This is a genomic window from Faecalibacterium sp. 9, assembly GCF_048320955.1.
Lineage (GTDB): Bacteria > Bacillota > Clostridia > Oscillospirales > Ruminococcaceae > Faecalibacterium > Faecalibacterium wellingii.
In genome coordinates this window covers 1,060,683-1,087,026 of sequence record NZ_JBLWGB010000001.1, presented here as the reverse complement: position 1 = coordinate 1,087,026, position 26,344 = coordinate 1,060,683, and the positions used below count along the sequence as shown (strand labels likewise).

Genomic DNA, 26,344 nt, shown 5'->3' with positions numbered 1-26,344 from the left:
CCTCTCCTGTGGAAAAGCCCGCGCTCCTCCCCCGAAAAAGCAAAACAAAAAAGCATCCTGAAACTTCAGGATGCTTGGTGGTTGCGGGGGCCGGATTTGAACCAACGACCTTCGGGTTATGAGCCCGACGAGCTACCAGACTGCTCCACCCCGCGATATTTACTTTGTGCTCTCAGCGGCTCTCGCTGACTGCTCAAGTATAATACCACACAGCGGGATGGATGTCAACCCTTTTCTGAAAAAATTTTCTGGTTTTCTTCCGGGCCTGCTCACTTTCTCTTTTTGCGCCACACTGCGACGCCGCCAGCCACCGCCGCCGCGATGACCACCACCGGCCATGCGCCTGCAAGGAAAACGGCCAGCTGCTGCACGCCCTGTGCAAAGTTCTGCCAGCCGCTGGCAAATGCGTCGGCCATGCGGGAGACAAAGCTCTCGCTGGGCGGCGAGTAGGTCTTTACCTCGCTCAGGCTCACGTAGACGGTGCACTGCTCCACCTGATTGCTGTACCAGTCCATCTGGCTCTGCCAGCTCTCGATCTGGCTCTGCACCTCGGTCAGACTGGACTCGATCTCCAGCAGGTCGGAAAGGGTCTCGGCCTGCTGCTGCAGCTGCTGCAGACGGGTGCGCTGGGCCTTGAGGTTCTCAAGCCGGGCCTCCACGTCCATGTACTGGGCGGTCACGTCGTCGGCCTGCTGGTTTTTGTAGGTCACATTGCCGGCCTCGGCCACAGCCGCAAGAAAGCTGGCGTAGTTCTTCTGCGGCACCCGGAAGGTCAGGCTGACGCTGCGGCTGTCCTCGGTGCCGGAGTATTCACTGCTGGACTCCATGTAGCCGCCTGCTTCGGCAGCCGCCGCATCCAGCGCAGCGCGGGCCGCATCGTAGTCCTTGCTTTCCAGACTGAGGTTCGCAGTGTAGATGATCTTTGCGTGGTCGGTGCTGTGGGCCGCTGCCGCCGCGTCGTCCTCCGAATAAGCAGCGGTGCCGTTGTCTGCGCCGCTTTCCAGTGACAGGCTGTTCAGGCTGTAATCGGCGGCCATGGGGCTGTCCATAGCGGCGCGGTCCACGCCGCCTGCCGCCATCGCGGCCGCAGTGCTGTCCGCCGAATAATAGGCCGCCGGGCTGCTGCTCTTTGCGCCAAGGCCGATCATGCCGGTGGCAAAGGCACCGTAGCCCACCGCGCACACCGCCAGACAGGCCGCCAGTGTGCCCACCCGCTTTACAGGAAAACGGACAGGCTTTTTCCGCTGCACCGGTGCAGGCCGGGCCGGTGCCGGGGTCTTCATCATGGGCTGGTTCTTTTCCTCCTCGGTCAGCTGGTCGGTCATGGCCAGCAGCCTGGCTTTCAGGTCCTCCGGTGCACAGAGATCGTCCGTCTCCATCTTATACTCATACCACCTCATCCTCGATCTCCTCCTTCAGCATCGTATGTAACTGTGCTCTTGCGCGCCGCAGCCAGCTCAGCACCGTGTTGGACGGTGCCCCCAGCATCCGCCCGATCTCCGCCGCCGTGTAGCCCTCATAATAATGAAGGTAGATGGCGTTGCGGTAGTTTTCCGGCAGGGCGCGCACCGCATCCAGCACGCTGCCGTCCGCAAACTCATCCGGTGCGGGCAGGTTCTCGTCCAGCTCCGTGTCCTTCTGGTGCGCTGCACGGGTCAGGTCCCGGCAGCGGTTGATGGCTACCCGCAGCAGCCATGCTTTGAGGTGCTCCTCACTCTCAAAGGTGCCGTTGTAATGCAGGAGTTTTTCGTAGACATCCTGCACCACATCCTCGGCATCGGCCGCGCATCGGCTGTTGTGCATGGCAGCACGGTAGACAGCATCGCTGTACTTCTGCACTGCCAGCGTGAATACTTCATTTCTGGTCAGCTGTCCCATCATTCAAGCTCTCCTTTTACGCCTGTACAGGGCTGTGGAATCCGTATTCCACGGGGACATTCACCCTATACACGGCTGAACGCCCCCGAAGATTGCATTGCTGGAAAATTTTATGAAAAACTGCGCACACAGGCCGTTTGTGCGCATTCGTATGCGATAGTATACCATGAAACGGCAAAAAACAAAAGGGTTGCAAAAGGCCTTTTGGTCAAGAATCGTCTCCGCTTTGCCAGCTCACCCGCTGGCGCGGATGCTCCCCATAGGGAGCCAGCGTCCGCAAATGCAGTTTGCCCTTGCCGTCTCTCTCGTGAAAATGCAATAGCAGACGGCCCGCGGGACGTCTGCTATTGCTAAATTAAAAATAATATTACATTTATTGTCCGGGTTGCGGCGGCCATTCAGATCCTTCTCTCACCGACGGTAGACCCTTTGCAGCAGGGCCACCCGCCCGGCCAGAAAGGTATCCGCCTTCGGGTGATGCAGCCAGCGCTTGTGCTGTGCTGTGTGCACCAGCTTCCGGCCCAGCGCTGCGGGGTCGGCATCGATGAGCTCCACATCCTGCATGGTCAGCTGCAGCGCCAGCGCCGCAGGCGCATCCGGCACAGGCGGCAGCGGGTCCTCCCACACAAAGGGCGGCAGCAGCTGCACCGCCACGGTGGTGCGGGTGCACTCCCCGGTGAGCAGCAGCGCCGCAGGCGCGCCGTCCGGTGCCACATGCAGGGTGCTGTACAGCAGCTGCAGATTGCCCGGGGCCAGAAGACGGGTATCCCCTTCCCGCTCCGTGGGCGACAGGGTCAGATACTCCCGCGCTTCGTCCGGATCGATCCACCGCGCCGGTGCCTGCACGCGGGCATACAGCGCCGGCAGGGCAAAGCTGCCCGCCGCATCCAGTGCGTGCTGCAAAAGCAGATAGAACTCGGTCAGCGGGCAGGCCGGGTCGGGCTGCGGCATCCCGAAATCGGGGCGCGATACGTGTCCTCCACCCATAGGGGACCTCCTTGACAAATAACGCTGATGCGGTATAATAAATACAGAAGGGGCGCTGACTGCAAGGGTCAGCTTTCCATCCCGCTAGTCAAAAAGATTGACCGCACAGTTTGGAAGCAGGGCGGTCAATCTTTTTTGTTATCATCGTCTTTCTTCTGGGAAAACTTTGCCACGACCTCAACGGTCAGGCGGATCACATCCACGATCAGGCTCAACAGTGTGAGAATGAACGTGAGCAATGCGAGAGTCTCCAAAAGAGTCATCCGACATCCCTCCCTTCGCCTTCAAGGCTCCGGGCAGGGCACTTGCAAAAAAGTTTCCTCCCGGAACCTCTGCTTCATCCTAAGTAGAAAACTAGATAAGAAGAATCAGCGATAACGGGACAGAAAGCATGACCACCAACTTTGCAATCAGCGCCTTATTGACAGTATATCACATTTCCCGACTCGACACAATGTGTTTTGTCCCCCGGCCAGTGTGCCGGGAGTTTTTATTGTAAACCCCCTCGAAACTTTATTGTTGACCATCTGTCCCCCGCTGCGCTATACTCGGGCACAGATGCCTTGTAAATTTTTAACAGAGGGGAATTTCAATCTATGAAAAACAAAAAACTGACCACCTATCAGATGTCCGTCACTGCACTGATGGCCGCCGTAATGTGCGTGCTGGGCCCGCTGACGGTGCCCATCGGGGCCGTGCCCATCTCGCTGGCAAACTTTGTCATCTGCCTGACTGCATGGCTGCTGGGACCCAAGTTTGGCACCCTGAGCGTGGCGGTGTATCTGCTCATCGGTCTGGTGGGCGTGCCGGTGTTCTCCGGCTACGGCGCAGGCATTGCCAAGCTGGCAGGCCCCACCGGCGGCTATCTGGTGGGCTATCTGCTGCTGGCCTTCATCGGCGGTCTGTTCATCGAAAAGAGCAAGGGCCAGCCCGTAGTCTCCGGCATCGGCCTTGTGCTGGGCGATGCCGCCTGCTATGTGCTGGGCACTGCATGGTTCGTGTTCCAGATGCAGTGTGAGCTGAGCTATGCGCTGTCGGTGTGCGTGTATCCCTTCATTGCGCTGGACCTTGCCAAGATCGTGGTGAGCTGCATCGTGGGCGCACTGCTGCGCAAGCGTCTGGAGCAGGCCGGTGTGCTGAAACTGCAGAGTGCAGTTTCAGAATGATGTGCCGCTGCGCGGCAATTCCGGAGACAGGAACATTCAAAATGCCCTCCGCGATGCTCTGGGCATCCTCAGCGGAAAAACTTTTCAGCAGAGCAAGGGGCTGTTGCAAAATATCGAGGGCAAAAGACGTTGAAAACTTCAGCAAAGAGCACCTGAAGCAGCCCAAAAGTTGAAAAACGCATCATAGATCCAGAGAAAAAAGTACAGCAAAGCTGAGCATCTGCGAAAAAACAGGTGCTCAGCTTTTTGCATTTTCAGTTCCGAAAAATTCTTTTGGCAAAAAGAGAGAGGGCTGGACGGTGCCAGCCCTCCTGACAAGTTTTTTTCATTCCATCACGGCTTTGATTGCAGCAAGCTGCTCTTTCAGGTCACCGTCTACACCCAGTGATTTCTCCTGGATTATTTGTGGGATGTACAGATCGCCCTTGTTAAAGGTGATATAAAACGCATCCGGTTCCTGAGCAACGGTCTGCATAAAAGGTAATTTTATCATCCGGTTCCGTGAGCCAACGCCAAACTCCAGAATCAACAGCTTTTTGTTATAATCTAATAGCTATTTTTATCTCACTCCATTACAGAGACCGTCCAGCAATTGGGGTGACACTTATCCGTTCAGTCCTCTTTACGGGATGCTTCAAATGTAGACTTTGCTTCTTCTATTGTTTTATCATCAATGTAGTAAGCAATCGCAGCTTTTCCGATTGCAGAGGTTCCCAGTGCGGCGATAGATGCGCTCACAGCCGATCCAGATCCAGCCCAAAAGACATTCAGAATTTTAGAGGCTTGTTGCGCCAAAAGTCTGAAGCCATAACCTGCACCGGCAATTCCGCCCATGCTTAATACAAACTCTTTTGCTGTATCAAGTGAAATATCTCTTCCACTGAGAGATGCAATAAGGCAAACCAGAATGCCCTGTAGCAGTAGAAGGATATAAATGTCTGAAATAGGAATAGGAGAAAGTGCGACAGTTGCGGACATTGCAGAGAAAGATTTATTCAGTTGATTTGCAATTCGACGTACAACTTCTTGAAGCTTTAAGGCCATTCTTAACCCCATTCTAGCACTAAAATCAAGAATGGCCTTTTCTAAAATATTAAATAATTCCTCAATATGGTATCTTCCATCAAATGCGATTTGAAGATTTTCAATGTCAGATACGGGTAAGCTTTCAATGGAATCCGCATCGATTTCAGTTCCATCAGCTGTCATCCAGTCAATCAACGAGGAAACCGCAATGATGTCATCTATTTTCAGATTGTTTTTTACAATGATCTCTTTATAATGCTTAACTTGCTCAGCGATCTTTTTTGTTTTGCTCTCTGTATATTCATTCGGGTTTTTGAGCCGTGAAGGAGCCATCTCATCGCACTTATTAACAACCGCCACAATAGGAAGCCGCATATTGTAAGCTTGGGCATATGATTCGCTGAGTTTCTTCAAGAAGTTCACATCGGAATCAACATCATCTCGATGCGTACAGTTTAGCATAAAGATAGCAACATCTGGAGAGAATTCTTTGACTTGATTGATCAGCATATCCTCAGCCGAAATCTCTGCATTTAAATTGTCACTTTCTGCAATGCCGCGTGTATCGAGAATCTCCATTAGAGTGCGCTCGCCATCCTTGCATTGGTAGGTCTGAGCTGTCTCCGTGCAGCTTCTGGTATCACTGACAGGCGCAACGTATGCACCGCAGAGGGCATTGATCAGGCTGCTTTTTCCCACGCCTGTCCGCCCGATGAGGAAAATCCGGGGCGGACGGTGAGAATCCACGCCATCCATCAAATTTTTTAGCTCTTCATCACCAAGAATGGTATCTCTTATTTTCTGCCTGGCCTTTTCGGGAATCGCATCTGGAAGATTATCCAACAAGTCGCCTACCTTAGTGTAGAAGTTTTTCATATTCTGCAGTCGCTGTTCAATTTTCATCGAATCGTCTTTCATATTTCCTTTTCTCCTTTTTGCACGGACATCTTTAATCTCAGAACTTTTCTGCAAGATGCAATCAAAACTTTCTTTGTCAGGCGTATTTTTGAGCAAAAAGAATCAGACGGTCAAGAGCTTTTTCCATGCCGCTCAGCGTTCCCCATGCAATACGGACATCATTAGCGTTCAAAATTCTGGCATGATGTGTAAGCTGGTTTTGTTGCAGACGATACCCGTTAAACTCTGCAAGCGTTGTCCAGAACCTATGTCCTCCCATTGTCGGCGTAGGAATATTAGGCATCTCAAGTTCAGCATTCAGAACTTTCAGAGCAATTTCAGGATGCGAAGCAATGAATTTCAGTGCTTCTTCGATTGCAGACGATTGTAACATTTGAAATCACCTTTCCTTTATACAATGGTTTGCTATTACGTCCATTATACTCTGCTAAGGTGAAAACCACAAGAAGCGGTTTTGAATCATGCCACTCGCTTAAAATACCGTCCTTCAAACTTTACCCGTGCATTTCCACGTTCCAGACTGGTATGCCTGCCCCAGTTCTCATTTCGGATAACAGCTTGTTTTTGCTGATTTTCACTTTGTACCATTTGCCGGAGGCGCGCCACTGCTTTCTGTTTGTTCAGGTATTGGCTGCGCTCCTCGGTACAAACACTGGCCTGTCCGGTCGGAAGATAAATCACCCGGACACCGGTTTCCACCTTGTTCACGTTCTGCCCGCCCTTGCCGCTGCTGCGAAAGGTTTCAAACAGCACTTGTTTCGGGTCAAAAGCTTCAGTTTCGGTCTCCGCACAACTGCTAAAATCCAGAAACCAGTTCTTGCGCTTGTGACCAATGCGGTAAGGACTTGGACAGACCCACTGCACCGAACCCACAAATTGCGACAGGTCGGTATCCGTCGTGATACGCACAGAACGATAGGTATTTTCGTAGTACCCCTGTGATGTTTCCAGCACAGAAATCTTGTAATGTTTTTGCAGGTAGGCCAGAAATTTTGCCACCCCAAGTTCGCACTCGGCAGGTCCCTGGCCAGAACTAATTTGATAAATCATTTTGAAATTTCCTCACTTGCCTTAAAGTTGTAGATGGGCTTTGTCCGCTCTACAATTTTCACCGTAGGTTCAATCTGCCGGAGAATAGTTTCCATCGGCTTATAGGCCATCGGGCTTTCATCCAGTGTATTTCTATCAACGGAGCTGGTATAGATACCCTTCATCTCTTTTTTGTACTGCGACAGCGTAAAGCTGTTCCGTGCGTCTGCACGGCTCATCAGGCGGCCTGCACCGTGGGGAGCCGATTCATTCCACTCCGGGTTGCCCTTTCCGACACAAATCAGACAGCCATCCCGCATATTCATTGGGATCACGAGTTTTTCGCCCGCCTTTGCGGAAACTGCACCTTTTCGCAGAATCATGGAATCCAGATCAATATAATTGTGGATGGTGGAAATGGTTTCTTCCACATCCAGCTTCATACCTTTCACAATATCGTTTGCAATCGCTCTGCGGTTCAGTTCGGCAAATGCCTGCGTGATTTTCATATCGTGCAGATAATTTTCCATCAGGCTTCCCGTAGCATAAGCCAGCTCGAAGGGTGTACCCGCCGGGCACTGTTGAAATGCTTCGCTCTGGTAAAACGATGCCACTTCCACACCAAGCCGCCGACTGCCGGAATGGATAATGAGCCAGTATGCGCCATCCGCCGCCTTATCAACCTCGATAAAATGGTTGCCACCGCCCAATGTGCCTACAGCGCAAAGAGCTTTATCTTTCTGGACATGACGCAGACAAAGCAGCTCGTCCAGATCTGCTTTGTCTGCAAAATGATGCGGCACGGAGCGTGCCTGTTTTCCAGCCGGAATTTTATCGTGAATCAATTTATCCAGCTTTTGCAGTTCCAGCCGCTTAGCATGGAACTTGACTGCCAGCATTCCGCAGCCAATGTCCACGCCCACCAGACCGGGAGCCACACAGTCCTTGATGGTCATTGTGGTGCCGACAGCACAGCCTTTTCCAGCGTGAACATCCGGCATAATGCGGATGCTGCTGCCTTTTGAGATTAGACTGCCGCACAGTGCACGAATCAAACCCTCTGCACCAGAATCCAAAGTCTCTGCGTAAACCAGCGCAGAATTATAAGTATTTTGTATTGTAATCAAAGCAATGCCTTTCTTTTATTTCAGCCGGAATACCGGCCCTTTGGGTGGATATGGGAGCCGCTTGCCCCATGGAATCAGATAAGCGTGGTTGCGTCCCCGCAGATTAAGCCGGTCACAGTCTCCATCGGTAATGATGAGCAGCGGCGCATCTTTCGGGAAACATATATCATTTTCCAGCAGGTCGATTCCGGGCTGTAAACGGGTGCCGCCGCGCCCTTTTACCTGAACGGCTCCGGCAATCTCTTCCGGGATCATCATCCCCTGATCGTAAACAGCAGCATCACAGAAAATCACCCGGATCGCCTGCACATCTCTTGCTTCACTATAGCTGGCGATAGAGCCAAGCGCTGCTGCCAGCAGTCCACGGGACATGGAACCGGAGGTGTCCAGCAGCACCGCAAATGTCTGCTGTTTTTCCGGGTGCTCTTCCAGCCGCCATGCAGGGCGTGGAATATCCGGAGTGGAACTCTGCCGCCGACTGAGTTGCGCATAGGAACGGTGCTTTTCCATGACCGTAAAGTTTTCATCGAACCATTTGCCCAGTTTCACATCCCACGAAATGGGAGGACGGGACAGCGCATGGATTTCTTCGATCAGCCCAACAGGCAGATAGCCGCGATTCTGTTGGGTGTGATACACAAGCCCCTGCTGCAAGGCAGAACGATAGACAGAATCCAATTTGCTGCCGTTCAAATCTGCCGCTTCTGAGCCATCGCCATAAAGCAGATCACCCGGACTTTCTTTCAGGTACTGCCGGATATTCTCACAAATTTGGTCATAGACCGCTTCTGCGGACATCCCATGAAACTGGTTATCGAACAGTGCTGACTCTGGCATACAGCCCACTTTCATCTCACAGAGCCAGTCATTCACCACGTAATCACAGGCAACATTCCAGAGTTCGGGTATTCTATCTTCACAGCGCAGGTCGTGGCGCAGAGCCGCATGAAGGAATTCATGCGCCAGCACGAATTTCCACTCTTCCAGATTCAGGCGGCAGCGAGGATTGATATAGATCTCGCCCAGTTGCGGGCTGACTGCTGCAACCGGAATATTCAGCCGGGAAACAACATCTCCACTGTCTACGATACGGAACGCCGAGGCCACTGCACCCAGCAATGGAAAACTGGACAAAAACCAGTCCCGTGCCTGCAAATAGGCAGGCTGCATCCAGTAATGCTGATGTCCGGTGGAGATTCCTCTGGATTCCATCAAGGTTTTCTGCATGGATGCCTGAAGGGACTGGGCAAAAATTTCTGTATAATCCGTTTTGATGTCATCCCGATTCCACACCATATCGGGTCTGCCGCCTGTCATGGTACTGAAAATGCCTCCAGAAACCGAGGCAGTCTGTAATTGCCGGAATGCCTGTTCTTCCTCTTTGACCGGAAAAGGCAGCTCCTGCTGAAACTCCGGCGGCGGTGTGCCGATATGGCTGTCCTTCAGGAAGCGCGCAATGACCAGATCACAGGCCATATTCCAACGGGTATCTTTCATACGCGCTTTCTGAAAATGCCCGAATCCAAGATGCAATAGGCAGTGGCTTATGATATATTCCCACTCTCCAACGGATGCTTTCCGGTGCGGATTCAGATAAATGTCCCCATCGTTTGTAACATAAGCCCAGTCTGCTTTTGCCATGGGATAACGTTCAGAGCAGTATACACGCGTGCAGTATACAAGCCGGAACAGGGGGCCATCCTCAATTTTTTCAACCGCCTTTCTCCATGCGGGGATGCTGTCCTGCTGCGTTTTTTCCTCTTTTTGGCCCATATCGTCACCCCATCTTCTTTTTGGTCAGTGCGGGCAGGTCACGGGTCACTTCCACGATGAACCACGCAGGAAGCGTTTCGCCATCCTCCGGGGTAATGGCCATCTGTGCGATTTCCAGACTGATGCCCGCCAGCTCAACCAGCAGTTCCTTTGCGCGCAGAGTAAGAGTCTGCGTGGCAGAAGTGAGTTTGCTGCGGTTGTGGGGCAGTTCTTTCAGCAGCTGTGCCCGGAAGCTCTGCGCCAGAAAGTAGAGCACATCACGCTCTTCCGGTTCATCTGGCCAATTCTGCGTTCCATTGATGATTTTCGTGATAGAATATGCCTGCCGCACCTGCCGGACATAGGCGACAAACTGTGCCGCATGAGCAGCGGTCAGACAGCCGTTTGCCAGAACCGCCAGTTCCTGTTCCGAAATAGAATCGCCGTAACTGATAATGGCATCGCTGAGCATGTGCCAGCTGCGGGGAGAAGAAAAGGGCTCTTCCGTTTTGGAAGGCTGACTCCACAACTGGTCGGGGCGGAAACAAATATAATCGTATACATAAGGGTGAATGCCATGTCCTGCGGCCCATTCCAGCCAGATACGGCTGTCAGCGCGAAGCTCAACATGGAACATCCGGTTGAGCAGTGCAGAGGACATAGGCCGGGTGATGGCGTTGTCCTGCGCACGGTTGCCTGCACCGATCACGATAGAACCTTTGGGCAGGTGATATTCCCCGATGCGGCGTTCCAGAATAAGGGAATAAAATGCTTTCTGTACTTCCTGAGAACAGGCGTTCAATTCGTCCAGAAACAGGCAATAGGGTTCTTCCCGTGCAATCATTTTGGGTGGGCAGAACACGCTGCGGCCATTTACGATTTGCGGCACACCGATAATATCTTCCGGCGCAAGCTGACTGCCCAGCAGAGAAACGCAGGGCAGTCCCATATCTGCGGCGAACTGCTCTACAATGGCCGACTTGCCGATGCCGGGTGCTCCCCAGATAAAGACAGGGCGCACAATGCCAACGTTCAATAAAATATCCAGAAGCTGTTTCTGGTCAACCGATACTGCGAGATTCAAAGTAATCTTACCTCCATAATTTTTCGGATAGTTTTCTTTCTATGATTCAAAGATTTCATCTTGTTGCTTCTCCTTTCCCGTTTGTTTGAGGACAGTATAGCAAAGCAGGATGACAAAATCTGTCACCCTGCAAACTTATAATATCATTATCCTGAGATTGTTTTTTTAAGGGAAATTTCGTATACTGAACATAAGAAACGAGGGAGAAAGCATGGACTATTCTAAAAATGAGCGGATATACGATCATCCTGCTATTTTCCGTATTAACCGCATCCCATGCAGACGGTCTTTCGATTTTCAAGGTGCGGTGCTGGATTTGGCAATAAAAAATCGCCACACAACAACCTGAACCTGACCATCCCTTCCGGGATGGCCTTGGTTCGGGTTTGCTATGTAGCGATAAGAAAGTCAAAAACTTGCTCCGGCTCCTTCGGGAGCCGAGCTGGAACTCTAAGTAAATATGTTATATTAAATTGTTGGAATAGGTTACCACAAAAATCGAGCCATGTCAACGTGAACTTGTCGGGGCAAGGCCCCTCCATCTTGCTACGCAAGACCGTTCTGTCGCTTAAAAGCCCCACTGGGGCTTTCATTGCTGCGCTACGCTTCGCAAACGCGAACTTTTGAGAACACGCTGATTTCGGCAGCTTGCAAGAAAACACAAGGGAAACTTTGGCAAAAAGAGAGAGGGCCGGACGGTGCCGGCCCTCTTGACAGAATTATGAGATGCTCAAAAATTTCTGCTGCTTTTATTGCGGTTTTCAAAAATAGCGCCGAACAGAACAGCATATTTACGATATGCAGTTTGCGGATACTACTGCGGTGGGAAAATAGAATCAGGCAAAAGGATAAAGTGTCGGCAGGAAAAATACGGACACGACAATGAGGATGAGCGCCAGCGGGGTACCACACTTGAGATAATCCTTCAAGGTGTAGCCGCCCGGCTCGATGATCATGATCTGGCAGGGAGCTGCCATGGGGGTCATGATGGACACACAGCTGGCTGTGATCACGCCGACCACGGCAGCACGGGGGTCTACGCCCATGCGGATACAGGCGGAAGTGACCAGTGGGATGAAGATGGTCAGGGTAGCCAGATTGGACATGACCTGTGTCAGAATGAAGGGAACAAGGAAGAACACCAGCATAATGATGTACGGATTGGTAGTATCGCCCAGCAGGCGGATCATCCAGTCTGCCACCACATCGCCTGCACCGGTGGTCTGGATGGCGTCCGACAGAGCCAGCACACCGGCAAACAGGAAAATGGTCGGCTGGTGGATGGAGTTGAGAGCTTCCTTCTCGGTCAGCACACCCGTCAGCACCAGAGCGGCAGCGCCGATGCAGGAAGTGAGATACATCTTGACACCAATGACATTTTCCAGCAGCATCATTGCAATGGAGACCAGAACGATCAGGACAGCCAGTTTGCGCTTAAAGGGGCTGAGTTTTTCGCTCTCAGAAGCCGTATGTGCTGCATCTGAAAACTGCTCGTTGGGAATATCCGGCATCAGCTTATAGCCAACAAAGGTCATGTACAGGATAGCAATGGTCAGCATCGGGATGCGCGCAATGGTGAAATCCCAGATGTGCAGCGGTGTTGGTGCGCCGGCCTGCATCATGACATCGTTCCATGCCATGTTGGAAGCACCCTGACCGAGAAAGGTCATCTGGGTGGCAATGTTGGCACAGGCCATAGAAGGATACAGCAGCTTGCTGCGGCTCACGCCGATGTCGTTCGCAATGCCTACCAGCAGAGGGATCATGATAGCGGCAGTTGCGGTGGCACTGGTGATGGCGCCCAGAAACGCACCTGCCACACAGGAAAGAAAAATCAGCATCCGCATATTGTCCTTGTAGCGGATGACCAGACTCTGGGCTTTGTCAATCAGGGGCGTTTTGGTCAGCCCTGCACCGATGACGAACATGGCTACGAACATGACCACGTTCGTGTTGATGAAGCCGCCAAAGGCCTCGGCAGGGGTCTTGATGCCGGTGAGGATCAGCGCCAAAATGATGCCGGTAGAAATGACCGAGAACGGGACTTTACCGGATACAAAGGCGATGATCGTTACAAGCAGGATGACCAGTGTGATCTCCAATGGGTTCATTTGGGTTGTCCTCCTGTGGATTACTTCCACCTTGCAGATGCAAAGCAGTGGCAAAGGTGTGTAGAACAAAAAGAACGGTCAAGATCTTCTTTGTCTGCATTTTTTTCGTGCACATATTTGACCGCAAATAGCAACACCCCGGATTCTGATATGGCAGACAGCATCCGGGGTGTTTTGCGGAGAAGCAGGATAAACAGGGTAATGAAGATAGGAGTAAATGATAAGAAGTCTGTTGGATCTGTGAAAGCAAATATGGTTGTTAGAATTAACGTGATAGTGAGTTCATTTTAGGAGAAGAATCTTTTGATGGATGGTTGCTCTCCGCAGGGTATAGGCAACGCTGGCTTCGCAGTTGGATCTTATTTGATGAAGCCAACGTGCTTGCAAATTTCCTCGACGGCCTTATCCTTGCGCTGATTGAAGATGACCTTGTTCTCTTCGAACAGGTTGCGACCCTCAGCGTCGATGGAAACGATCAGGGGGCCAAACTCGTTAACATGGCAGTGCCACAGAGTTTCCGGCATGCCGAGGTCACGCCACTGGGCCTCGACGATCTCCTCCACCTCGGTGGCAGCCACAACGGCGTTACCGGCAGGGAAAACACAGTGGATGGCACCGAACTCCTTGCAGGCGCGCTCGGTGTTGGGGCCCATGCCGCCCTTGCCCACGATGACGCGGACACCGGACTTCTGCACGAACTCATACTCGAACTTCTCCATACGCATGGAGGTGGTGGGGCCCACAGACACCATCTCGAATTTGTCGTCCTCCAGAGGGCGAATGATGGGGCCGGCGTGGAAGATGGCAGCGTCCTTGACGTCCACAGGCAACGGGCGGCCCTCTTCCACGAGGCGGCGGTGCGCCACGTCACGGCAGGTGGTCAGGTCGCCGTTCAGGTAAACGACATCACCGATATGGATGTCCTTCAGGTCTTCTGCGGAGACCGGAGTAGTAAGGATCTTCTTTCCGTCTTTAATGGTCAGCATTACAAAGTCACCCCCGAATGAGTATCAATGGTGTAGTTCAGATCTTTATCAAAAATGATGTGGCCGCGGCGATGGCTCCAGCAGCCCACGTTGACGGCAACGCCAATGGCAGAAGGATGGCGGGCAGTGTTCTCAATGTGCACGCCCATGACGGAGTACTTGCCGCCCATGCCCTGAGGGCCAAGGCCGATGGAGTTGATGCCGTCCTCCAGCAGCTTCTCCATATAGGCTGCGCGCTCGTTCTCGTTGTGGCTGCCCAGAGGACGCATCAGAGCCTTCTTGGACAGCAGAGCGGCGGTCTCAACAGAGGTGGCAACGCCCACGCCCACCAGCAGCGGAGGGCAGGCATTGATGCCGTAGCTGGTCATGACATCCATGACGAACTTGGTCACACCTTCGTAACCTGCACCGGGCATCAGAACCATGGCCTTGCCCGGCAGGGTGCAGCCGCCGCCTGCCATATAAGCGTAGATCTCACACTTGTCGCTGTTCGGGATGATATCCCACCACACGGTGGGAGTGCCCTTGCCCACGTTCAAACCGGTGTTGAACTCATCGAAGGTCTCAACACTGTTGTGGCGCAGAGGTGCTTCAAAGGTAGACTTGACCACAGCCTCCTTCAGCAGACCCTCCACCTCACCGATGAGGGGGAAGTCCACGCCGCACTTTACCCAGAACTGCAGCACACCGGTGTCTTGGCAGCTGGGGCGGTTCAGCTCCTTGGCCAGCTTCTGGTTGCGCTTCATGGTCTCGTAGATGACCTTGGACAGAGGAGCATCCTCCTGTGCGCCCAGCTCATCCAGCTTTTTGATGATGTCGTCCGGCAGCACCTTGGCGATATGGCTCACAAAGTTGGCCATATAGGTCGTCATCTGCTGCACCTGTTCCTGTTTGTTCATTCCAATGCCTCCTTAGCTTTGGTACATTTTGCGCGTTGGTTCACTCATATTCAACGTTCCTGTCCGCTTTACTGCGGGAAGAACGGAAATGCGATGGGAAGGATCACCATGCTGACAACGGTTGCGATGAGGATGAGGGGCAGGCCAGCCTTGGCATAATCCTTGAAGGTGTAACCGCCGGCGGAGACCACCATGGTGTTGGCGGGCATACCGATGGGCGTTGCGTAAGCGCAGGAGCCGCCGATGACACAAGCCATCAGGACTGCGCGGGGGTCGGCACCCATGCCCTGTGCGATGCTCAGGCAGATGGGAACCATCAGGGCGGTAGTAGCAGTGTTGGACATGAAGTTGGTCATGACGCAGCAGAGCAGAAAGACCACCAGAGTCAGGACGTAGGGAGAGGGATTCTCGCCCAGAGCACCAATGACGATGTTTGCGATCTCTGCGCCTGCCCCGGTCTTATCCAGTGCAGAGGCCAGAGACAGCGTACCACCGAAGAGGAAGATGGTCTTGAGGTCGATGGACTTCAGGGCATCTTTCTCGGAGATGACACCGGTGAGGATCAGAGCCAGCGCACCGATACAGCCGATGATGTTGAGCTTGATGCCAATCTGCTTTTCAAAGATCATGCCCAGCAGGGTGAGCACGAGGATGACAAGGGAGAGCACCTGTTTCCACTTGGGAACATTGCTGAAGTCCTGCTCGCCGCCGAAGGAGTCATCATCGGAGACGGGGTGGTTGGGCAGCAGCTTCATGCCAAGGGTGGCGTAGAAGAGGATGCCGGCGGCGAGGATGGGCAGGCCCACAATGGCGTACTCGAAGAAGCCGAAGGACATCCCGATCTCACCCAGAGCGCTCTGGGCGATGAGGTTGCCCGGTGCGCCGATGAGGGAAAGGTTGCCGCCCATGGCAGCTGCAAACACCAGCGGCATCAGCAGCTTGGAGCGGGCATAGCCGGACTTTGCCGCAATGCCGATGACCACGGGGATCAGGACGGCGGCGGTGCCGGTGTTGGAAAGGAAGCCGCTCATCAGGCCAACGATGACCATGATAGCCACGATGAGGCTGCGCTCGGATTTGGCAAAGTGGGTAACAATGCCGCCGATCTTGTTGGCCATGCCTGTTTCAAACAGTGCACCGCCGACAATGAACATGGCGACGAACAGGATGACGTTGCTGTCGATGAAGCCCGCAAAAGCGGTCTTGACATCCAGCACGCCGGTAACGACCAGACCGATACAGACGATCATGGACGTTACGCCGAGGGGGATCTTCTCAAACACGAACATGACGACCGCGAAGAGAAGAAAGAGTAGGGTGATAGTTGCTGCTGACATACCGGGGGGCTCCTTTAATGAAATATAATGTATCTATTCCATCAGAGCAAAACAGCCCTGACTTTCGGAACGCCCCAGCTGCACCTCGTTGTGCAGAGTCTTTGCCGCCGTGCTGTGCCCTCACAGCCCTTTTTCGTTCTGGAAGGATCTGCCCGGAACCTTAGAATTCCGGGAATCTCGGCAGCGTCTTTTTAAATTTTTATATTTAATCTGTGATAATGTATCCACTTGACGACACGAGAATACACCCGAAACAGAGATTTGTCAATCCCTTTTTTCGAGTTTTGTCGCATTGCACGGATTATGTACCAATTTTTGTGCACGCCAGACAAACAGTAGGATACAAGAAAATCTCCCTCCGCCGCCTTCTGCAAAAAACGTGCGCTCTCCAAAGCAGATGGGGAGCGCACGTTTTTTCTTCTTTTATTCCAGCCGCTTTTTGAAATACCCCTCGGCACAGTAAATGGCACCACAGGGATTATGCGCCAGAACGCGATCCTTGGCCACCAGCGTTGTGACCATGGCATCCGAATACTTATAAAACATCGAGTCGTGTCCCACACAAAGTCCGACCTCAATGTTGAAATCAGTGTGCTTTTCGTTCAGAAGCTTTGCCTGTGCGATGGGGTTGCACATGGCCTCAAATTCGCCGGGGTGGATCTTGACCTCTTCCGGGATGCCCACTTCTTCTTTGGAGATGCCGCCGGTCTTGCAGATGACCGACACCACCTCAAACCCCTGCGCACGGAGCAGGTCGGCCACGATGCGGGCTTCCTTCCGCAGACCTTTGCAGAATGCAAGACCCAGCTTGTGGTAGCCCATCCGCTTGCAAAACTCCACTGTCTCCTTCAGGCGGGGCCATTGACAGTAGCCAAGCCCCTCAATGGCCGAACAGTTGACGTAGAAATCGTGATTCTCGGGCAGATCGTAGCCGGCGCGGGCGGCCTCCATCACCGAAGCATTCCGCATAGGGCAGTTTTTGGGCATCTTTTCCGGCTCGTTGTTGGCGCAGGCCAGAACCGTACAGTTCGCACAGGTATACACTGTCTTGTCCTCCCTGATCTTATAAATAATAGGTCAGCGCATCGTCCATGCTGCGCAGGATGTGCTTTTCCATTTCAGCCCGTGCGGCCATCGCATCCCGTGCTTCCAGCGCCGCATAGATCTTTTTATGCTCGCTCTGGGAGTTGAGGGCATAGTCCAACTCGCTCATTTCCACACCAATGGACAGGCCGTTCCACAGCTCCGAGAGAAGATTGCGCATTTTTTCATTGCCGGAAGCTTCCCAGATCTCAAAATGGAAGGACTGGTTGTAGTCAGTATAATTTCCGGCCTGCTGAAGAGAAAGAGCCTCCTCAGCAGTATCCACGCAGTTTTTGATCTTGGACAGGTCAGCGTTGTTCTGGCAGCAGAGCATACATGCCGTCCCTTCCAAGGCAGCGCGCAGCTGGTAGTGCTCCCGAATCGTTTTTTCCGTTACGCCCAACACAATGGCGCACTTGTTTTGCTTGACTTCCAGCAGACCGTCACGGGCAAGGATCTGAAAGGCCTCCCGCACCGGCGTGACCGACACGCCGAGTTCCTGTGCGGTGTTTTCCAGCGTGAGTTCTGCGCCCTCCGGGATGCTTTTTGAGATAATGGCTTTCCGCAAAGCGGAAGCTACCCGCTCACGGGCAGGCAGCAGCTTAATGGGTTTCAGTCCCAGCATATTGACTCCTTATCGTTAAAATCAGATACAGCAGTTCTTCTTCATAGGCGTTCCATGCACCCAGCACATCAGGGGAGCCCTGACGGTCCAGCATCAGCAGGCGGGCAAGCCGGTCGTTCACCGGCGTAGGACGTGCGCTCACGGCAAAGGCAATGTAGGTCTCCTGGATGCTCTCCAGCAGCTTGCGATGCAGCGGATATGGCTGGACGGTCCGCAGGGTACGGTGCTGCAGCATCTCGCCGCCTGCCAACATCGCATCCTGCGGCAGCGCACGCATAGCCTGCCGTTCCAACTGAGCCCCCAATGCCAGAATTTGGCGCAGTATCTCTTCGGTCAAATCTGCCGCTTTTATCCGATTGTTGGGCAGGCGGATGATAAGACCCTGATATTCAAGGATCATCAAGGCCTCCCGCACCGGCATCCGAGAGACACCGAGACTCTCTGCCAGTTCGTTCTGGGTCATTTCAGTGCCCGCCGGGATCTGCCCAGATAAAATGGCCTGCTGCAGGGCTTCCACCACACCGCCGTTTTTCTTCTGGATGCCGATATATTCCATAGAGTCCTCCGTGCAAATGTCTTTTTTATATTGTATCCAATTTTGCAATAAAAAGCAAGACTTCCTTTATGACAAACAAAAATACCCGGCAGATTCCTTATGAAAAATCTGCCGGATATAGACCGGATGCCCTTGGGGTGTTCCATTCTGAAAAATTGCAGGGCAAATGCAAGCTGTGTTAACGGTTATGTAATCTTGTCAATCAATCTTCCATTCTTCCATGGTCACAGCCAAGTGACAGGTAGTGCTCAATCTCCCCTCTCAGCACAAGCTGAGCATACTCCAGCGGCTTATTGTACAGCAGCCAGTCCAGTTCTGCCCGTTGTTTCGGGGTGTTGCCGTATTCGTCCTCCACGGCGATGCAGTCGATGGCAAGGGCAGAGCCACCCTCGAACCGGGCTTCCACCCGGTTGGTGTCCATGTTGTAGCGTCAGGAAAGCAGTTTGTTCATAAGGAAGCCTCCATGTTTTTCACATTTGCTTCTTCTGCGGTGGAAAGTTCCGGCTGTCCGTTTGCAGATCTATGAATCCGCTTTGTGATGCAGCCCTTTGCAGGTCTGCACCCATCCACCACACGCCCGATTCTTACACCAAACGCGAACTTGTCGGGGCGAGGCCCCTCCATCTTGCTTGCGCAAGACCGTTCGGTCGCTTAAAAGCCCCACTGGGGCTTTCATTGCTCCGCTTCGCTGCGCAAACGCGAACTTGTCGGGGCGGGGCCCCTCCATCTTGCTTGCGCAAGACCGTTCGGTCGCTTAAAAGCCCCACTGGGGCTTTCATTGCTCCGCTTCGCTGCGCAAACGCGAACAACGCTCTTTTTGCTCTACACAAAATCCTGCATCGTTTGGCGTAAAATTGGCGTATGGCGTAGTTTTCACTGGAAATCCATCAAAAGAAAAAGCCTGAAACTTCTCGGTACATCAAGAAGTTTCAGGCTTTGTTTTGCTTAAATTGGAAATTTACTGCTCAATCGGCTTCATCGTGGGGATGTGGCAAGAACTGGCTCTGTTATCGTCCGTCAGACTCCAACAACGTCCACGAAGTAAACCCTCTTTTCAATGAACCCTCCAACAAGCTCCAACAGCGTCCACGAAAGTTGTGTACAGTTTTGGTCACAGCCCTTTTTTGACGGAGCCTGACGGAAACCGCGATAACCGCTGTTGTTCTCTGTTAATCCATTATAAACGAGATGTGCTTCTTTGTCCAGCAGAGGAGAACATTTCAGTTATATCGCATCCGATTTTACCGCACGAGCAGCGCACTCTGCAATGCGGTCATAGATGCTTTCTTCTTTTCTTGGGTCGCTTCTGCGTACACATCCATTGTGGTGGTGATGTCCGCATGACCCATGATTTCCTGAATGACTTTCAAATTGGTTTCGTTTTCGCAGAAGCGGGTGCAGAACGTATGCCGGAGATGATGGCAGCTAAAGTTGGGCAGAAGAATCGGGTCACGATTTTCTGCATCAGCCTTGGCTGCTTCTTCCTTATTATAGTCTGCACAGATTGCATGAATCGTGCGATTGATCATTCCCGGCAGATAGACCTTGCCTTCCCCCGTACAGAACACAAATCCAGAATAGCCATCAATTTCATCCGTGGAGAATCCAATCACCTTTTGATACTGATATTCTTCCAGAAATGCGTCGAACACATCATCCAGCATCGGGATGATACGGATGCCTGCACTGGTTTTAGGGGAGTTGACATGATTCGTGCAGGAGCCATCTTCCTGAACGCGATAGACCAGATTGTGATTGATGCTGATCGTTCGATTCTTGAAGTCAATGTCCTGCCACCGCAGACCCAACACTTCGCCAATGCGACAGCCAGTACCGAGCATTACTGTAAACAGTGGATACCATCCGCGATACTCTTCGCTGTTGGCGATGTAATTGGTGAATGCTTTCTGTTCAGGAATGGTAAGCGCATGACGCTTTTTCTTTTCCCAACTATGGCTTTTCTTGATTTCGGTCATAACGCCTTCCGTAGGATTCAAACGCAGCAGTCCATCACGGACAGCCATTGTAAAGGTCGGATGCAGTAGAGTATTCACGATCTCCATGCTGTTCGGCTTAAAGCCTTTTTCCATGATCAGGGAGTAGTAGAACTTCTTCACATCCGTATATTTGATCTTGCTGATGCGCCGTTTCCCGAAATCGACCCGGACATAGTGGTTGTACATATATTTGTAGTTGGTCAGGGTGGATTGCTTCAGGTCGTACTTCTGGGAAATGTACTCGTCAAACAGTTCGTTCAACGTAATGCGCTCTGCACGGTCGGGGTCAAGACCATCTTCGATTGCTCTGCGAATTTTGACCTCTTTTTTTCTTAGTTCGCTCAACTCCTTTGCATAGACCGCTTTTTGCTCACCGCGAATCGTAGTATAGCGGAACACATAGCGACCATCTTTACGCTGGGATTCGCCTTTTTTCAAAGCGTATCCACGGGAATCTTTTCTTGCCATTCTTCTCACCTCATTTTCAGATTAGAGGAAAACAGCCATATCCTGATGGACTGCATCAGAGATTTTGCAATCGCTTTTTGCTGTCCTGCTCCAAGGATACTCTATGTTCTCCATCATTGCAAGGATGTCGGATTCTGGGGAACAAAAAATCGCCGTTTCAAATGAAACGGCGACCCGGTATGGAATATTTACTTTTGAATCTTTTCAATCAGGCACTCATGCTTCTTCGTGGTTTTGTCGTAGTTGATGCCTACCAGCAGCAGGTTTCCCTGATAGTCCTTCAACGCATCCCCATAGTTCTTGTTCTTGATTTGAGCCAATGCGCCGGATGCGCTCTTGTCCCATTTCAGTTCGATCACCACAGCGGGCTTATCCTGATGCAGCCTGCGGGGAATAAAGCACACATCCGCAAAGCCTTTGCCTGCGGGCAGTTCACGCACCAGCGTGTAATACTCCCGCGCAAAATAGAACGCAAGATTTATGGTGCAGCTCAGGGAGTTTTCATCGTTGTATTGCAGGATAGAGACTTCTTCATGTGCCTTGTCGATACCGGCTGCCACGGCATCCGCATCCATCGCCCACAATGCCTCCAACAGCTTGCGGGATGCGTCAACGGAATCCATGACTCCTTTCCAGTTCATCGTGCTGATGGCATTGACGTACTCCTGCGAAACTTCCTTGTTGGGAATCGTCACGGTTTCGCTTGAACTATCGTAGGTCAGATAGCCCAGATGCACCAGCAATGTCAGCACATCATCTTTACAGGAGAAAGTGGTCATATCGTTGCTGAACGTGCCGGTGTTGATCTTCACACGCTCACCGGCCAGCATCCGAACTACGGCATCCTGCAAACCATCCATATCCATCTGGATGTAAATTTTCAGGGCTTCGTAGGTTTCAGTCTGGTTCCAGTAGGTGCCGAACTTGTGCCGCAGCATGGCTTCCACAACCGATTTCGGACTGTACATGGAATAGTGCGCATCGCCGGACTGCCGGTGGGCAATCAGATCATAGCCATCGTACCACGCTCTGGCTTCCTCAAAGTTCATCTGATACTTGTCGCAGAGAGCAGCCACTTCCTGTTCGGTGAAACCAAAGTATTCTGCCAGATCACCGGGGTCGGTCATGGAATACTCCGTGAACATATTCAGCGCAGAATGGGAGCCATACTTTTTAATAGGAAGGATGCCCGTCATATAGGCCAGCGCAACATAGTCCTTATCCTTGAGCCACGCCCGCAGGAAATCGAGGTACTTTTTCTGCGCATCCTGATCCTGCTGATATTCACGGAACAGGCAGTCCCATTCATCGATCAGGATCACAAACGACCGTTTCGTTTTTGCGTAGATGTCCTTCATCACCTGAATGAGGTTTCCCTCATCCCGAAAACGCACTTCCTGAAAATGGTCGGTCAGGTCAAAGACCAGATACTTTTGCAGCATGGTCAGCATTTCATCCATGCTGTGTGTCATGCTCAGAAATTCCTGCATATTGACCTTGAGGACATCGTACTGGTTCCGATGCTGCTGATAAGAACCTGTCTTGCTGATTTTCAGAGGGTCAAACAGGGATGCGGTATCTTCACCACGGTCGTAGTAAGCTGCAAGCATATCCGCAGCCATCGACTTGCCGAAGCGTCTGGGGCGGCTGACGCAGATGAACTTCTGCCGGGTATTGATGACAGCGTTCGTCTTTTCGATCAGCCCGGACTTGTCCACATAGATCTCAGAGTTCAGGCTTTCCTGAAAGCCCTTGCTGCCCGGATTCAGATAACTGCCCATGCAGGAACCTCCCATCGTGCGAATATTATTATGTTCATTATACTCTAATCTGCCCGGAATCACAAGAACAGGTAACAGGGTTTTATGTAAGACCTCCGGCGGTGCGCCGGAGGTGCAAAATGCTCACATACGGAAGGTGTCCAGATACTCATCAAAAATGTCCAGATTCACCAGCACCACGCGGCGAATCTTGTAAATTGCTCCTGCTTCCTTTGCGAGCTGTTCAAATGTATGCAGACCCATCGAGTAGAGTTCTGCACCCTCCTGATAGCGGACAAAACGCTTCTTGCCCGACTTGACCATGGGTTCCAGTTCCTTGATTTCAGTTCTTGCAAATGCCATATTGTACCTCTTTTCTATTATGAGTGATTGCTTTCCAGATGCCATTGAATGCCATCCTGCTCCAAGGATATCCAGATTGCTCCGTGATTGCAAGGATGCCAAAATCATCAGATTTACTGCTTGTATCTTTTGCACTGATTATGCTGTTTGGGAATCACTTTTGACCAGATTCTCCTGATCCAGTGCCAGACTGCATTTCAGTGCTTTCTCAATTTGTGCCATTTCCCAGTCGCTTGTCAAACCCATAAAATTGTTGATGCGCTCTTTATCAATGGTGAAAAGCTGCTCCAACAGCACAACAGATGGACGATTAAACGCCGGATTCTTATCAATAAGAACATGGGTTGGCTGATTGGGCTTTTTGGAAATCTTAGAGGTCACTGCGGCTACAATGACAGTCGGAGAAAATTTGTTTCCCGTATTATTTTGAATAACAATAACAGGACGTTTACCTCCTTGCTCTGAACCATAGTGTGGGTCTAAATCCGCAAAGTAGATTTCTCCGCGACGGAATCCGAAACTTTTTGTTACATAAACGATAATGATCAAGCCCCCTTTGTAATATGTAGCAAAAGCCGACCGGCAGAACGGCTTTTGCAGTGAGAAAGGAAATCTGCCATGAGCAGGGAGATGACTTACTGTTTGATGGGAAGGCTTTTCGTTCGACTGGAGCCGTTGTAGGCTTTCAGAATCTGAAGCATATACTTCTGATAGTTCGGCCCGGTCATTGCCTGACCGCTGCGATAAATCGCCACCGGGCTGGTGCGCTGGAGCTGCCGAATCAGGCGAATGGGGTCGTATTCATGGTCGTACAGAGCAACGAACTGGGTCACGCCCTGCAACACTTCGGCGCGGAGAGAATCGATATCGCCCTCCCATGCTTCTGCCAGTACACGGAGCGCATCAGTGTAAATGCGCTCACCGTGTTTCCGATACTCGGCAAATGCCGTAGCGATGCAAGCGATTTTCCACTTTGCGTGGCTCTGAGCGAAACTCAGGCCAAAACCTGCACGGTTTGTGGCGTTCAGGAAAGCAATGGCTTCCGGGTCGCCGCCGCGAATCTTGGCGCGCATTTTTGCGCCTGCGGTCAGCGGTGCAGAGACACCGGTCTGCTGTGCAAACAGCAAGGCTTCCTGCTGCTCCGTCAATCCCGAATAAACCTTGCAGACGATGTTCAAATCGCAGTTGTTGTTCAGCAGCTTGCGGGCGGCGATGGTGTGCTGACCATCGAAAACATAGTAGTGACCGTCCCGGTAGCTGACCTTCGGGGCATTGGCGATTCGCTCATCAAACTCGGCGGCGATTCGCTTGACACGGTTGGCGTTGAGATTCCGCTGGTAGTAGCTGCGCGGAACTTCCAAAAACTTGCTGTTGATGACCATTTCGTGATGAACAAGTTTAATCATAGGCAAATTCTCCTTCCAATTTTACGATATAATCCTTTGCTTTCTGCAAAAGTCCAACGACTTTCTGACGGATTTTTGGGTTTTTGAGGAATTCCGGGTAGTGCTCAAAGCAGACATCCAGCCGATAGATCATGCTGTCTGCTGCCGATGACACTTCGCTGAGCATTCCTTCGGCATCGGCCACCTGTTCGACGGATTCCATTTTTGTAGATACAAACGCCATTTTTGCGTTGCAAAATGCTTGTTGGGATAGTCCCAAACCCTTTGTGTACTGCATCCGCTGGATGCAGGCTGCGCATTTGTGCCAAATGCTTCTATAACGCGAAAAAGACCACCGAGGACTCTCCCAAAAAGCGGGAGCAATCCTCGGTGGCCTCTGTTTATCGGGTCTGCGCTTTTTCCTCGGTAGCCTTTTCTTCGGCGAAAAACATCTCTACATTCTTCTGTGCTTTCATCAGTTCCTGCATCTCATCCCGCGCCTTGCGGTAGGCTGGATAAGCGGCTTTCTTCTGTGAAAGCAGTGCGGAGTATTCCGTGTTCAGTTCTTTTACCTTTGGCAGCTTTTTCAATTCAGCTTCATCAAAAGCAGCTTTTGCAGCCTTATGCAGCGTGATTTCTTCCCGGTGGGCTTCCAGAAATCTCTTACTGTACCCGGCTTTGCGGTAGGCGTCATAGACCGGGCGTGTCCGGGCATAATTAACGATGTGCGTCCGCAGAACGGCAATCTCGGTCATGCGCGTTTCTGCTGCCTTGATTGAATCGCCCAGTTCGTGATAGCGAGCAGTTGCTGCATCCACACGCTCCTGCATTTCCTCAATGCTTCCGATTTTGTTCTCCTGTAAGAAAATCAGCGTCTTGGACATTTCTTTCAGATTATATCGCTTTGCCCAGCGAGCATACCCCATGCTCTTTCCCTCGGCCAGCTTTGCCTGAATGTCCACCAGCATCTGAAACTTTTGTTCCGGTACGATGCGCTTCTGCTTCTGCCGGGGATGGTGTTCGGCTTCCCCAGAGATAACAGCTTTCAGTTCTTCTTCACTATATCCTGCGCCCAAAGTGCGGAACCGGATGAATCGCTTCTGCCGTGCGCCTTTGACGGAGGTGTATTTTCCACGCTTGACCTCATAACCCTGCTGCTCCAGTCCTTGCAGAAAATCTTCGTAGTCTTTGGGCTTTTCCGCCAGAATAGTGTCAATCACGCCACATAGACGGTCACGATTGCTTTCTTTGGGCGGGTAGAGTGTGCGCTTCTGCCGCTCCCGATAGGGTTTTATCTCAATGACGGAAAGCTGATGCTCTAAGCAGATCAGATCGCTCAACCGTTGCACAGCCAGCCCGGACAATAAAAAATCCCGGAATTTCCGGGTGCTGTCCAACGCAGTGGAGTTGTAGATAATGTGATTATGAATGTGTTCCCGGTCCGTGTGGGTTGCAACGATAAACGCATACTTGCCTTTGGTGAAACGCATGGCCAGTTCATAGCCCACCTTATTAGCTTCCTCTGCGGTAATCTCACCGGGCTTGAAGGACTGTCGAATCTGATAAGCGATCACATCATTTTTTTGTCTGCGCCCAGTCATCAGTTCATACTGGCGTTTGGAGAGCATAAATTCTTCGTCTGCGGTCAAGGGGCTGCACTCATAGCTGCTGACCAACTCTCCCTTGTTCGTTTTGTCAAGATTCTGCGCATAGTCCGTGCGGCTTTTCAGGCAGGCCGCAACCGACTTGCCCTTGTTTTTGTGCAGCGCGATCAAACGTGTTGCAGCCAATTCTACCACCTCCCGGC

Annotated in this window: 29 protein-coding genes and 1 tRNA gene; 3 read left to right on the top strand and 27 right to left on the bottom strand. The window is 51.9% G+C overall.

Annotated elements, in window-relative coordinates:
- Window positions 1-78 precede the first annotated feature (78 nt).
- The 5 genes from ACKXF9_RS05185 to ACKXF9_RS05165 all read right to left on the bottom strand — a co-directional run bounded on the left by ACKXF9_RS05185 (window position 79) and on the right by ACKXF9_RS05165 (window position 3,128).
- Window positions 79-155, bottom strand: a tRNA-Met gene (locus tag ACKXF9_RS05185).
- Window positions 156-269: 114 nt separating this feature from the next.
- Window positions 270-1,400, bottom strand: a complete 1,131-nt coding sequence (locus ACKXF9_RS05180; RefSeq protein WP_418265501.1) for a DUF4349 domain-containing protein — start codon at window positions 1,398-1,400, stop codon at window positions 270-272.
- Window positions 1,387-1,881 carry an RNA polymerase sigma factor gene (locus ACKXF9_RS05175; protein ID WP_249238031.1) on the bottom strand — a complete coding sequence of 165 codons (495 nt, stop codon included), beginning with the start codon at window positions 1,879-1,881 and terminating at the stop codon, window positions 1,387-1,389. The genes ACKXF9_RS05180 and ACKXF9_RS05175 overlap by 14 nt, the downstream gene beginning before the upstream one ends.
- Window positions 1,882-2,289: 408 nt before the next feature.
- Window positions 2,290-2,865, bottom strand: coding sequence for a hypothetical protein (locus tag ACKXF9_RS05170; protein WP_339395509.1), 576 nt, complete (start codon window positions 2,863-2,865; stop codon window positions 2,290-2,292).
- A gap of 125 nt (window positions 2,866-2,990) precedes the next feature.
- Window positions 2,991-3,128, bottom strand: coding sequence for a hypothetical protein (locus tag ACKXF9_RS05165; RefSeq protein ID WP_418265500.1), 138 nt, complete (start codon window positions 3,126-3,128; stop codon window positions 2,991-2,993).
- A gap of 333 nt (window positions 3,129-3,461) precedes the next feature.
- On the opposite strand from ACKXF9_RS05165, the gene ACKXF9_RS05160 reads away from it, so the two are divergent.
- Complete coding sequence (locus tag ACKXF9_RS05160) at window positions 3,462-4,031, top strand: biotin transporter BioY (RefSeq protein ID WP_418265499.1); 570 nt, start codon at window positions 3,462-3,464, stop codon at window positions 4,029-4,031.
- Window positions 4,015-4,164: a hypothetical protein gene (locus ACKXF9_RS05155; protein WP_418265498.1), complete on the top strand. Its 150-nt coding sequence runs from the start codon at window positions 4,015-4,017 to the stop codon at window positions 4,162-4,164. Before ACKXF9_RS05160 ends, ACKXF9_RS05155 begins: the two co-directional genes overlap by 17 nt.
- Before the next feature lie 192 nt (window positions 4,165-4,356).
- On the opposite strand, the gene ACKXF9_RS05150 is transcribed toward ACKXF9_RS05155, so the two are convergent.
- The 7 genes from ACKXF9_RS05150 to ACKXF9_RS05120 all read right to left on the bottom strand — a co-directional run bounded on the left by ACKXF9_RS05150 (window position 4,357) and on the right by ACKXF9_RS05120 (window position 10,967).
- The gene (locus tag ACKXF9_RS05150) at window positions 4,357-4,506 is read right to left on the bottom strand and encodes a hypothetical protein (protein ID WP_418265497.1); all 150 of its coding nucleotides are present in this window, start codon (window positions 4,504-4,506) and stop codon (window positions 4,357-4,359) included.
- 137 nt (window positions 4,507-4,643) lie between these two features.
- Window positions 4,644-5,975, bottom strand: a complete 1,332-nt coding sequence (locus ACKXF9_RS05145) for a GTPase (RefSeq protein ID WP_418265496.1) — start codon at window positions 5,973-5,975, stop codon at window positions 4,644-4,646.
- 76 nt (window positions 5,976-6,051) lie between these two features.
- Window positions 6,052-6,348 (bottom strand): hypothetical protein, encoded by a 297-nt coding sequence (locus ACKXF9_RS05140; protein ID WP_418265495.1) that lies wholly within the window; start codon window positions 6,346-6,348, stop codon window positions 6,052-6,054.
- Between the two features lie 86 nt (window positions 6,349-6,434).
- Entirely contained in the window at window positions 6,435-7,025 is a 591-nt protein-coding gene (gene prfH, locus ACKXF9_RS05135; protein WP_418265494.1) for a peptide chain release factor H, read from the bottom strand.
- Window positions 7,022-8,131, bottom strand: coding sequence for an RtcB family protein (locus ACKXF9_RS05130; protein WP_418265493.1), 1,110 nt, complete (start codon window positions 8,129-8,131; stop codon window positions 7,022-7,024). Before ACKXF9_RS05130 ends, prfH begins: the two co-directional genes overlap by 4 nt.
- Window positions 8,132-8,146: 15 nt before the next feature.
- Window positions 8,147-9,904, bottom strand: coding sequence for a DUF2201 family putative metallopeptidase (locus ACKXF9_RS05125; protein ID WP_418265492.1), 1,758 nt, complete (start codon window positions 9,902-9,904; stop codon window positions 8,147-8,149).
- Window positions 9,905-9,908: 4 nt separating this feature from the next.
- A complete protein-coding gene (locus tag ACKXF9_RS05120; protein ID WP_418265491.1) occupies window positions 9,909-10,967 on the bottom strand; it encodes an AAA family ATPase in 1,059 nt (352 codons plus the stop codon).
- Between the two features lie 211 nt (window positions 10,968-11,178).
- Here ACKXF9_RS05120 and ACKXF9_RS05115 point away from each other — a divergent pair, with 211 nt between their 5' ends.
- Window positions 11,179-11,316: a hypothetical protein gene (locus ACKXF9_RS05115; RefSeq protein WP_339395500.1), complete on the top strand. Its 138-nt coding sequence runs from the start codon at window positions 11,179-11,181 to the stop codon at window positions 11,314-11,316.
- Between the two features lie 487 nt (window positions 11,317-11,803).
- On the opposite strand, the gene ACKXF9_RS05110 is transcribed toward ACKXF9_RS05115, so the two are convergent.
- From ACKXF9_RS05110 to ACKXF9_RS05040, 15 genes are all read right to left on the bottom strand, one after another.
- Window positions 11,804-13,078, bottom strand: a complete 1,275-nt coding sequence (locus ACKXF9_RS05110) for an SLC13 family permease (protein ID WP_302277051.1) — start codon at window positions 13,076-13,078, stop codon at window positions 11,804-11,806.
- Between the two features lie 359 nt (window positions 13,079-13,437).
- Window positions 13,438-14,064 (bottom strand): L(+)-tartrate dehydratase subunit beta, encoded by a 627-nt coding sequence (gene ttdB, locus ACKXF9_RS05105; RefSeq protein ID WP_005940583.1) that lies wholly within the window; start codon window positions 14,062-14,064, stop codon window positions 13,438-13,440.
- Entirely contained in the window at window positions 14,064-14,963 is a 900-nt protein-coding gene (ttdA, locus tag ACKXF9_RS05100; RefSeq protein ID WP_044953528.1) for a L(+)-tartrate dehydratase subunit alpha, read from the bottom strand. Before ttdA ends, ttdB begins: the two co-directional genes overlap by 1 nt.
- Window positions 14,964-15,031: 68 nt before the next feature.
- Window positions 15,032-16,300: an SLC13 family permease gene (locus ACKXF9_RS05095; RefSeq protein ID WP_418265490.1), complete on the bottom strand. Its 1,269-nt coding sequence runs from the start codon at window positions 16,298-16,300 to the stop codon at window positions 15,032-15,034.
- 423 nt (window positions 16,301-16,723) lie between these two features.
- A complete protein-coding gene (locus ACKXF9_RS05090; protein WP_418265489.1) occupies window positions 16,724-17,344 on the bottom strand; it encodes a DUF1847 domain-containing protein in 621 nt (206 codons plus the stop codon).
- A gap of 19 nt (window positions 17,345-17,363) precedes the next feature.
- Window positions 17,364-18,008: a GntR family transcriptional regulator gene (locus tag ACKXF9_RS05085; RefSeq protein ID WP_005940691.1), complete on the bottom strand. Its 645-nt coding sequence runs from the start codon at window positions 18,006-18,008 to the stop codon at window positions 17,364-17,366.
- Window positions 17,986-18,564, bottom strand: coding sequence for a GntR family transcriptional regulator (locus ACKXF9_RS05080; protein ID WP_418265488.1), 579 nt, complete (start codon window positions 18,562-18,564; stop codon window positions 17,986-17,988). The genes ACKXF9_RS05085 and ACKXF9_RS05080 overlap by 23 nt, the downstream gene beginning before the upstream one ends.
- Before the next feature lie 202 nt (window positions 18,565-18,766).
- A complete protein-coding gene (locus ACKXF9_RS05075; protein WP_418265487.1) occupies window positions 18,767-18,985 on the bottom strand; it encodes a DUF6061 family protein in 219 nt (72 codons plus the stop codon).
- An 820-nt stretch (window positions 18,986-19,805) separates the two neighbouring features.
- Window positions 19,806-21,029 carry a site-specific integrase gene (locus ACKXF9_RS05070; protein ID WP_317331294.1) on the bottom strand — a complete coding sequence of 408 codons (1,224 nt, stop codon included), beginning with the start codon at window positions 21,027-21,029 and terminating at the stop codon, window positions 19,806-19,808.
- A 188-nt stretch (window positions 21,030-21,217) separates the two neighbouring features.
- Complete coding sequence (locus tag ACKXF9_RS05065) at window positions 21,218-22,810, bottom strand: AAA family ATPase (RefSeq protein WP_317331296.1); 1,593 nt, start codon at window positions 22,808-22,810, stop codon at window positions 21,218-21,220.
- A gap of 123 nt (window positions 22,811-22,933) precedes the next feature.
- On the bottom strand, window positions 22,934-23,152 hold the full coding sequence (locus ACKXF9_RS05060; RefSeq protein ID WP_113993144.1) for a DUF6462 family protein: 219 nt from the start codon (window positions 23,150-23,152) through the stop codon (window positions 22,934-22,936).
- Window positions 23,153-23,290: 138 nt separating this feature from the next.
- Window positions 23,291-23,695, bottom strand: a complete 405-nt coding sequence (locus ACKXF9_RS05055; protein ID WP_394806099.1) for a type II toxin-antitoxin system PemK/MazF family toxin — start codon at window positions 23,693-23,695, stop codon at window positions 23,291-23,293.
- A 92-nt stretch (window positions 23,696-23,787) separates the two neighbouring features.
- A complete protein-coding gene (locus ACKXF9_RS05050) occupies window positions 23,788-24,558 on the bottom strand; it encodes a DUF6551 family protein (protein ID WP_317331302.1) in 771 nt (256 codons plus the stop codon).
- Window positions 24,551-24,760, bottom strand: coding sequence for a hypothetical protein (locus ACKXF9_RS05045; protein WP_418265486.1), 210 nt, complete (start codon window positions 24,758-24,760; stop codon window positions 24,551-24,553). The genes ACKXF9_RS05050 and ACKXF9_RS05045 overlap by 8 nt, the downstream gene beginning before the upstream one ends.
- A gap of 178 nt (window positions 24,761-24,938) precedes the next feature.
- Window positions 24,939-26,327 carry a relaxase/mobilization nuclease domain-containing protein gene (locus ACKXF9_RS05040; RefSeq protein WP_418265485.1) on the bottom strand — a complete coding sequence of 463 codons (1,389 nt, stop codon included), beginning with the start codon at window positions 26,325-26,327 and terminating at the stop codon, window positions 24,939-24,941.
- Window positions 26,328-26,344: the final 17 nt, after the last annotated feature.

Bases quoted from the DNA above. Each gene is read 5' to 3' on its own strand.
- ACKXF9_RS05085 (WP_005940691.1), bottom strand. From the start codon at position 18,008: ATGCTGGGACTGAAACCCATTAAGCTGCTGCCTGCCCGTGAGCGGGTA.
- prfH (WP_418265494.1), bottom strand. From the start codon at position 7,025: ATGATTTATCAAATTAGTTCTGGCCAGGGACCTGCCGAGTGCGAACTT.
- ACKXF9_RS05165 (WP_418265500.1), bottom strand. From the start codon at position 3,128: ATGACTCTTTTGGAGACTCTCGCATTGCTCACGTTCATTCTCACACTG.
- ACKXF9_RS05180 (WP_418265501.1), bottom strand. From the start codon at position 1,400: ATGAGGTGGTATGAGTATAAGATGGAGACGGACGATCTCTGTGCACCG.
- ACKXF9_RS05110 (WP_302277051.1), bottom strand. From the start codon at position 13,078: ATGAACCCATTGGAGATCACACTGGTCATCCTGCTTGTAACGATCATC.
- ACKXF9_RS05065 (WP_317331296.1), bottom strand. From the start codon at position 22,810: ATGGGCAGTTATCTGAATCCGGGCAGCAAGGGCTTTCAGGAAAGCCTG.
- ACKXF9_RS05095 (WP_418265490.1), bottom strand. From the start codon at position 16,300: ATGTCAGCAGCAACTATCACCCTACTCTTTCTTCTCTTCGCGGTCGTC.
- ACKXF9_RS05045 (WP_418265486.1), bottom strand. From the start codon at position 24,760: ATGGAATCCGTCGAACAGGTGGCCGATGCCGAAGGAATGCTCAGCGAA.
- ACKXF9_RS05115 (WP_339395500.1), top strand. From the start codon at position 11,179: ATGGACTATTCTAAAAATGAGCGGATATACGATCATCCTGCTATTTTC.
- ACKXF9_RS05125 (WP_418265492.1), bottom strand. From the start codon at position 9,904: ATGGGCCAAAAAGAGGAAAAAACGCAGCAGGACAGCATCCCCGCATGG.
- ACKXF9_RS05175 (WP_249238031.1), bottom strand. From the start codon at position 1,881: ATGATGGGACAGCTGACCAGAAATGAAGTATTCACGCTGGCAGTGCAG.
- ACKXF9_RS05070 (WP_317331294.1), bottom strand. From the start codon at position 21,029: ATGGCAAGAAAAGATTCCCGTGGATACGCTTTGAAAAAAGGCGAATCC.
- ACKXF9_RS05080 (WP_418265488.1), bottom strand. From the start codon at position 18,564: ATGGAATATATCGGCATCCAGAAGAAAAACGGCGGTGTGGTGGAAGCC.
- ACKXF9_RS05145 (WP_418265496.1), bottom strand. From the start codon at position 5,975: ATGAAAGACGATTCGATGAAAATTGAACAGCGACTGCAGAATATGAAA.
- ttdB (WP_005940583.1), bottom strand. From the start codon at position 14,064: ATGCTGACCATTAAAGACGGAAAGAAGATCCTTACTACTCCGGTCTCC.
- ACKXF9_RS05075 (WP_418265487.1), bottom strand. From the start codon at position 18,985: ATGGACACCAACCGGGTGGAAGCCCGGTTCGAGGGTGGCTCTGCCCTT.
- ACKXF9_RS05140 (WP_418265495.1), bottom strand. From the start codon at position 6,348: ATGTTACAATCGTCTGCAATCGAAGAAGCACTGAAATTCATTGCTTCG.
- ttdA (WP_044953528.1), bottom strand. From the start codon at position 14,963: ATGAACAAACAGGAACAGGTGCAGCAGATGACGACCTATATGGCCAAC.
- ACKXF9_RS05160 (WP_418265499.1), top strand. From the start codon at position 3,462: ATGAAAAACAAAAAACTGACCACCTATCAGATGTCCGTCACTGCACTG.
- ACKXF9_RS05150 (WP_418265497.1), bottom strand. From the start codon at position 4,506: ATGCAGACCGTTGCTCAGGAACCGGATGCGTTTTATATCACCTTTAAC.
- ACKXF9_RS05050 (WP_317331302.1), bottom strand. From the start codon at position 24,558: ATGATTAAACTTGTTCATCACGAAATGGTCATCAACAGCAAGTTTTTG.
- ACKXF9_RS05060 (WP_113993144.1), bottom strand. From the start codon at position 23,152: ATGGCATTTGCAAGAACTGAAATCAAGGAACTGGAACCCATGGTCAAG.
- ACKXF9_RS05170 (WP_339395509.1), bottom strand. From the start codon at position 2,865: ATGGGTGGAGGACACGTATCGCGCCCCGATTTCGGGATGCCGCAGCCC.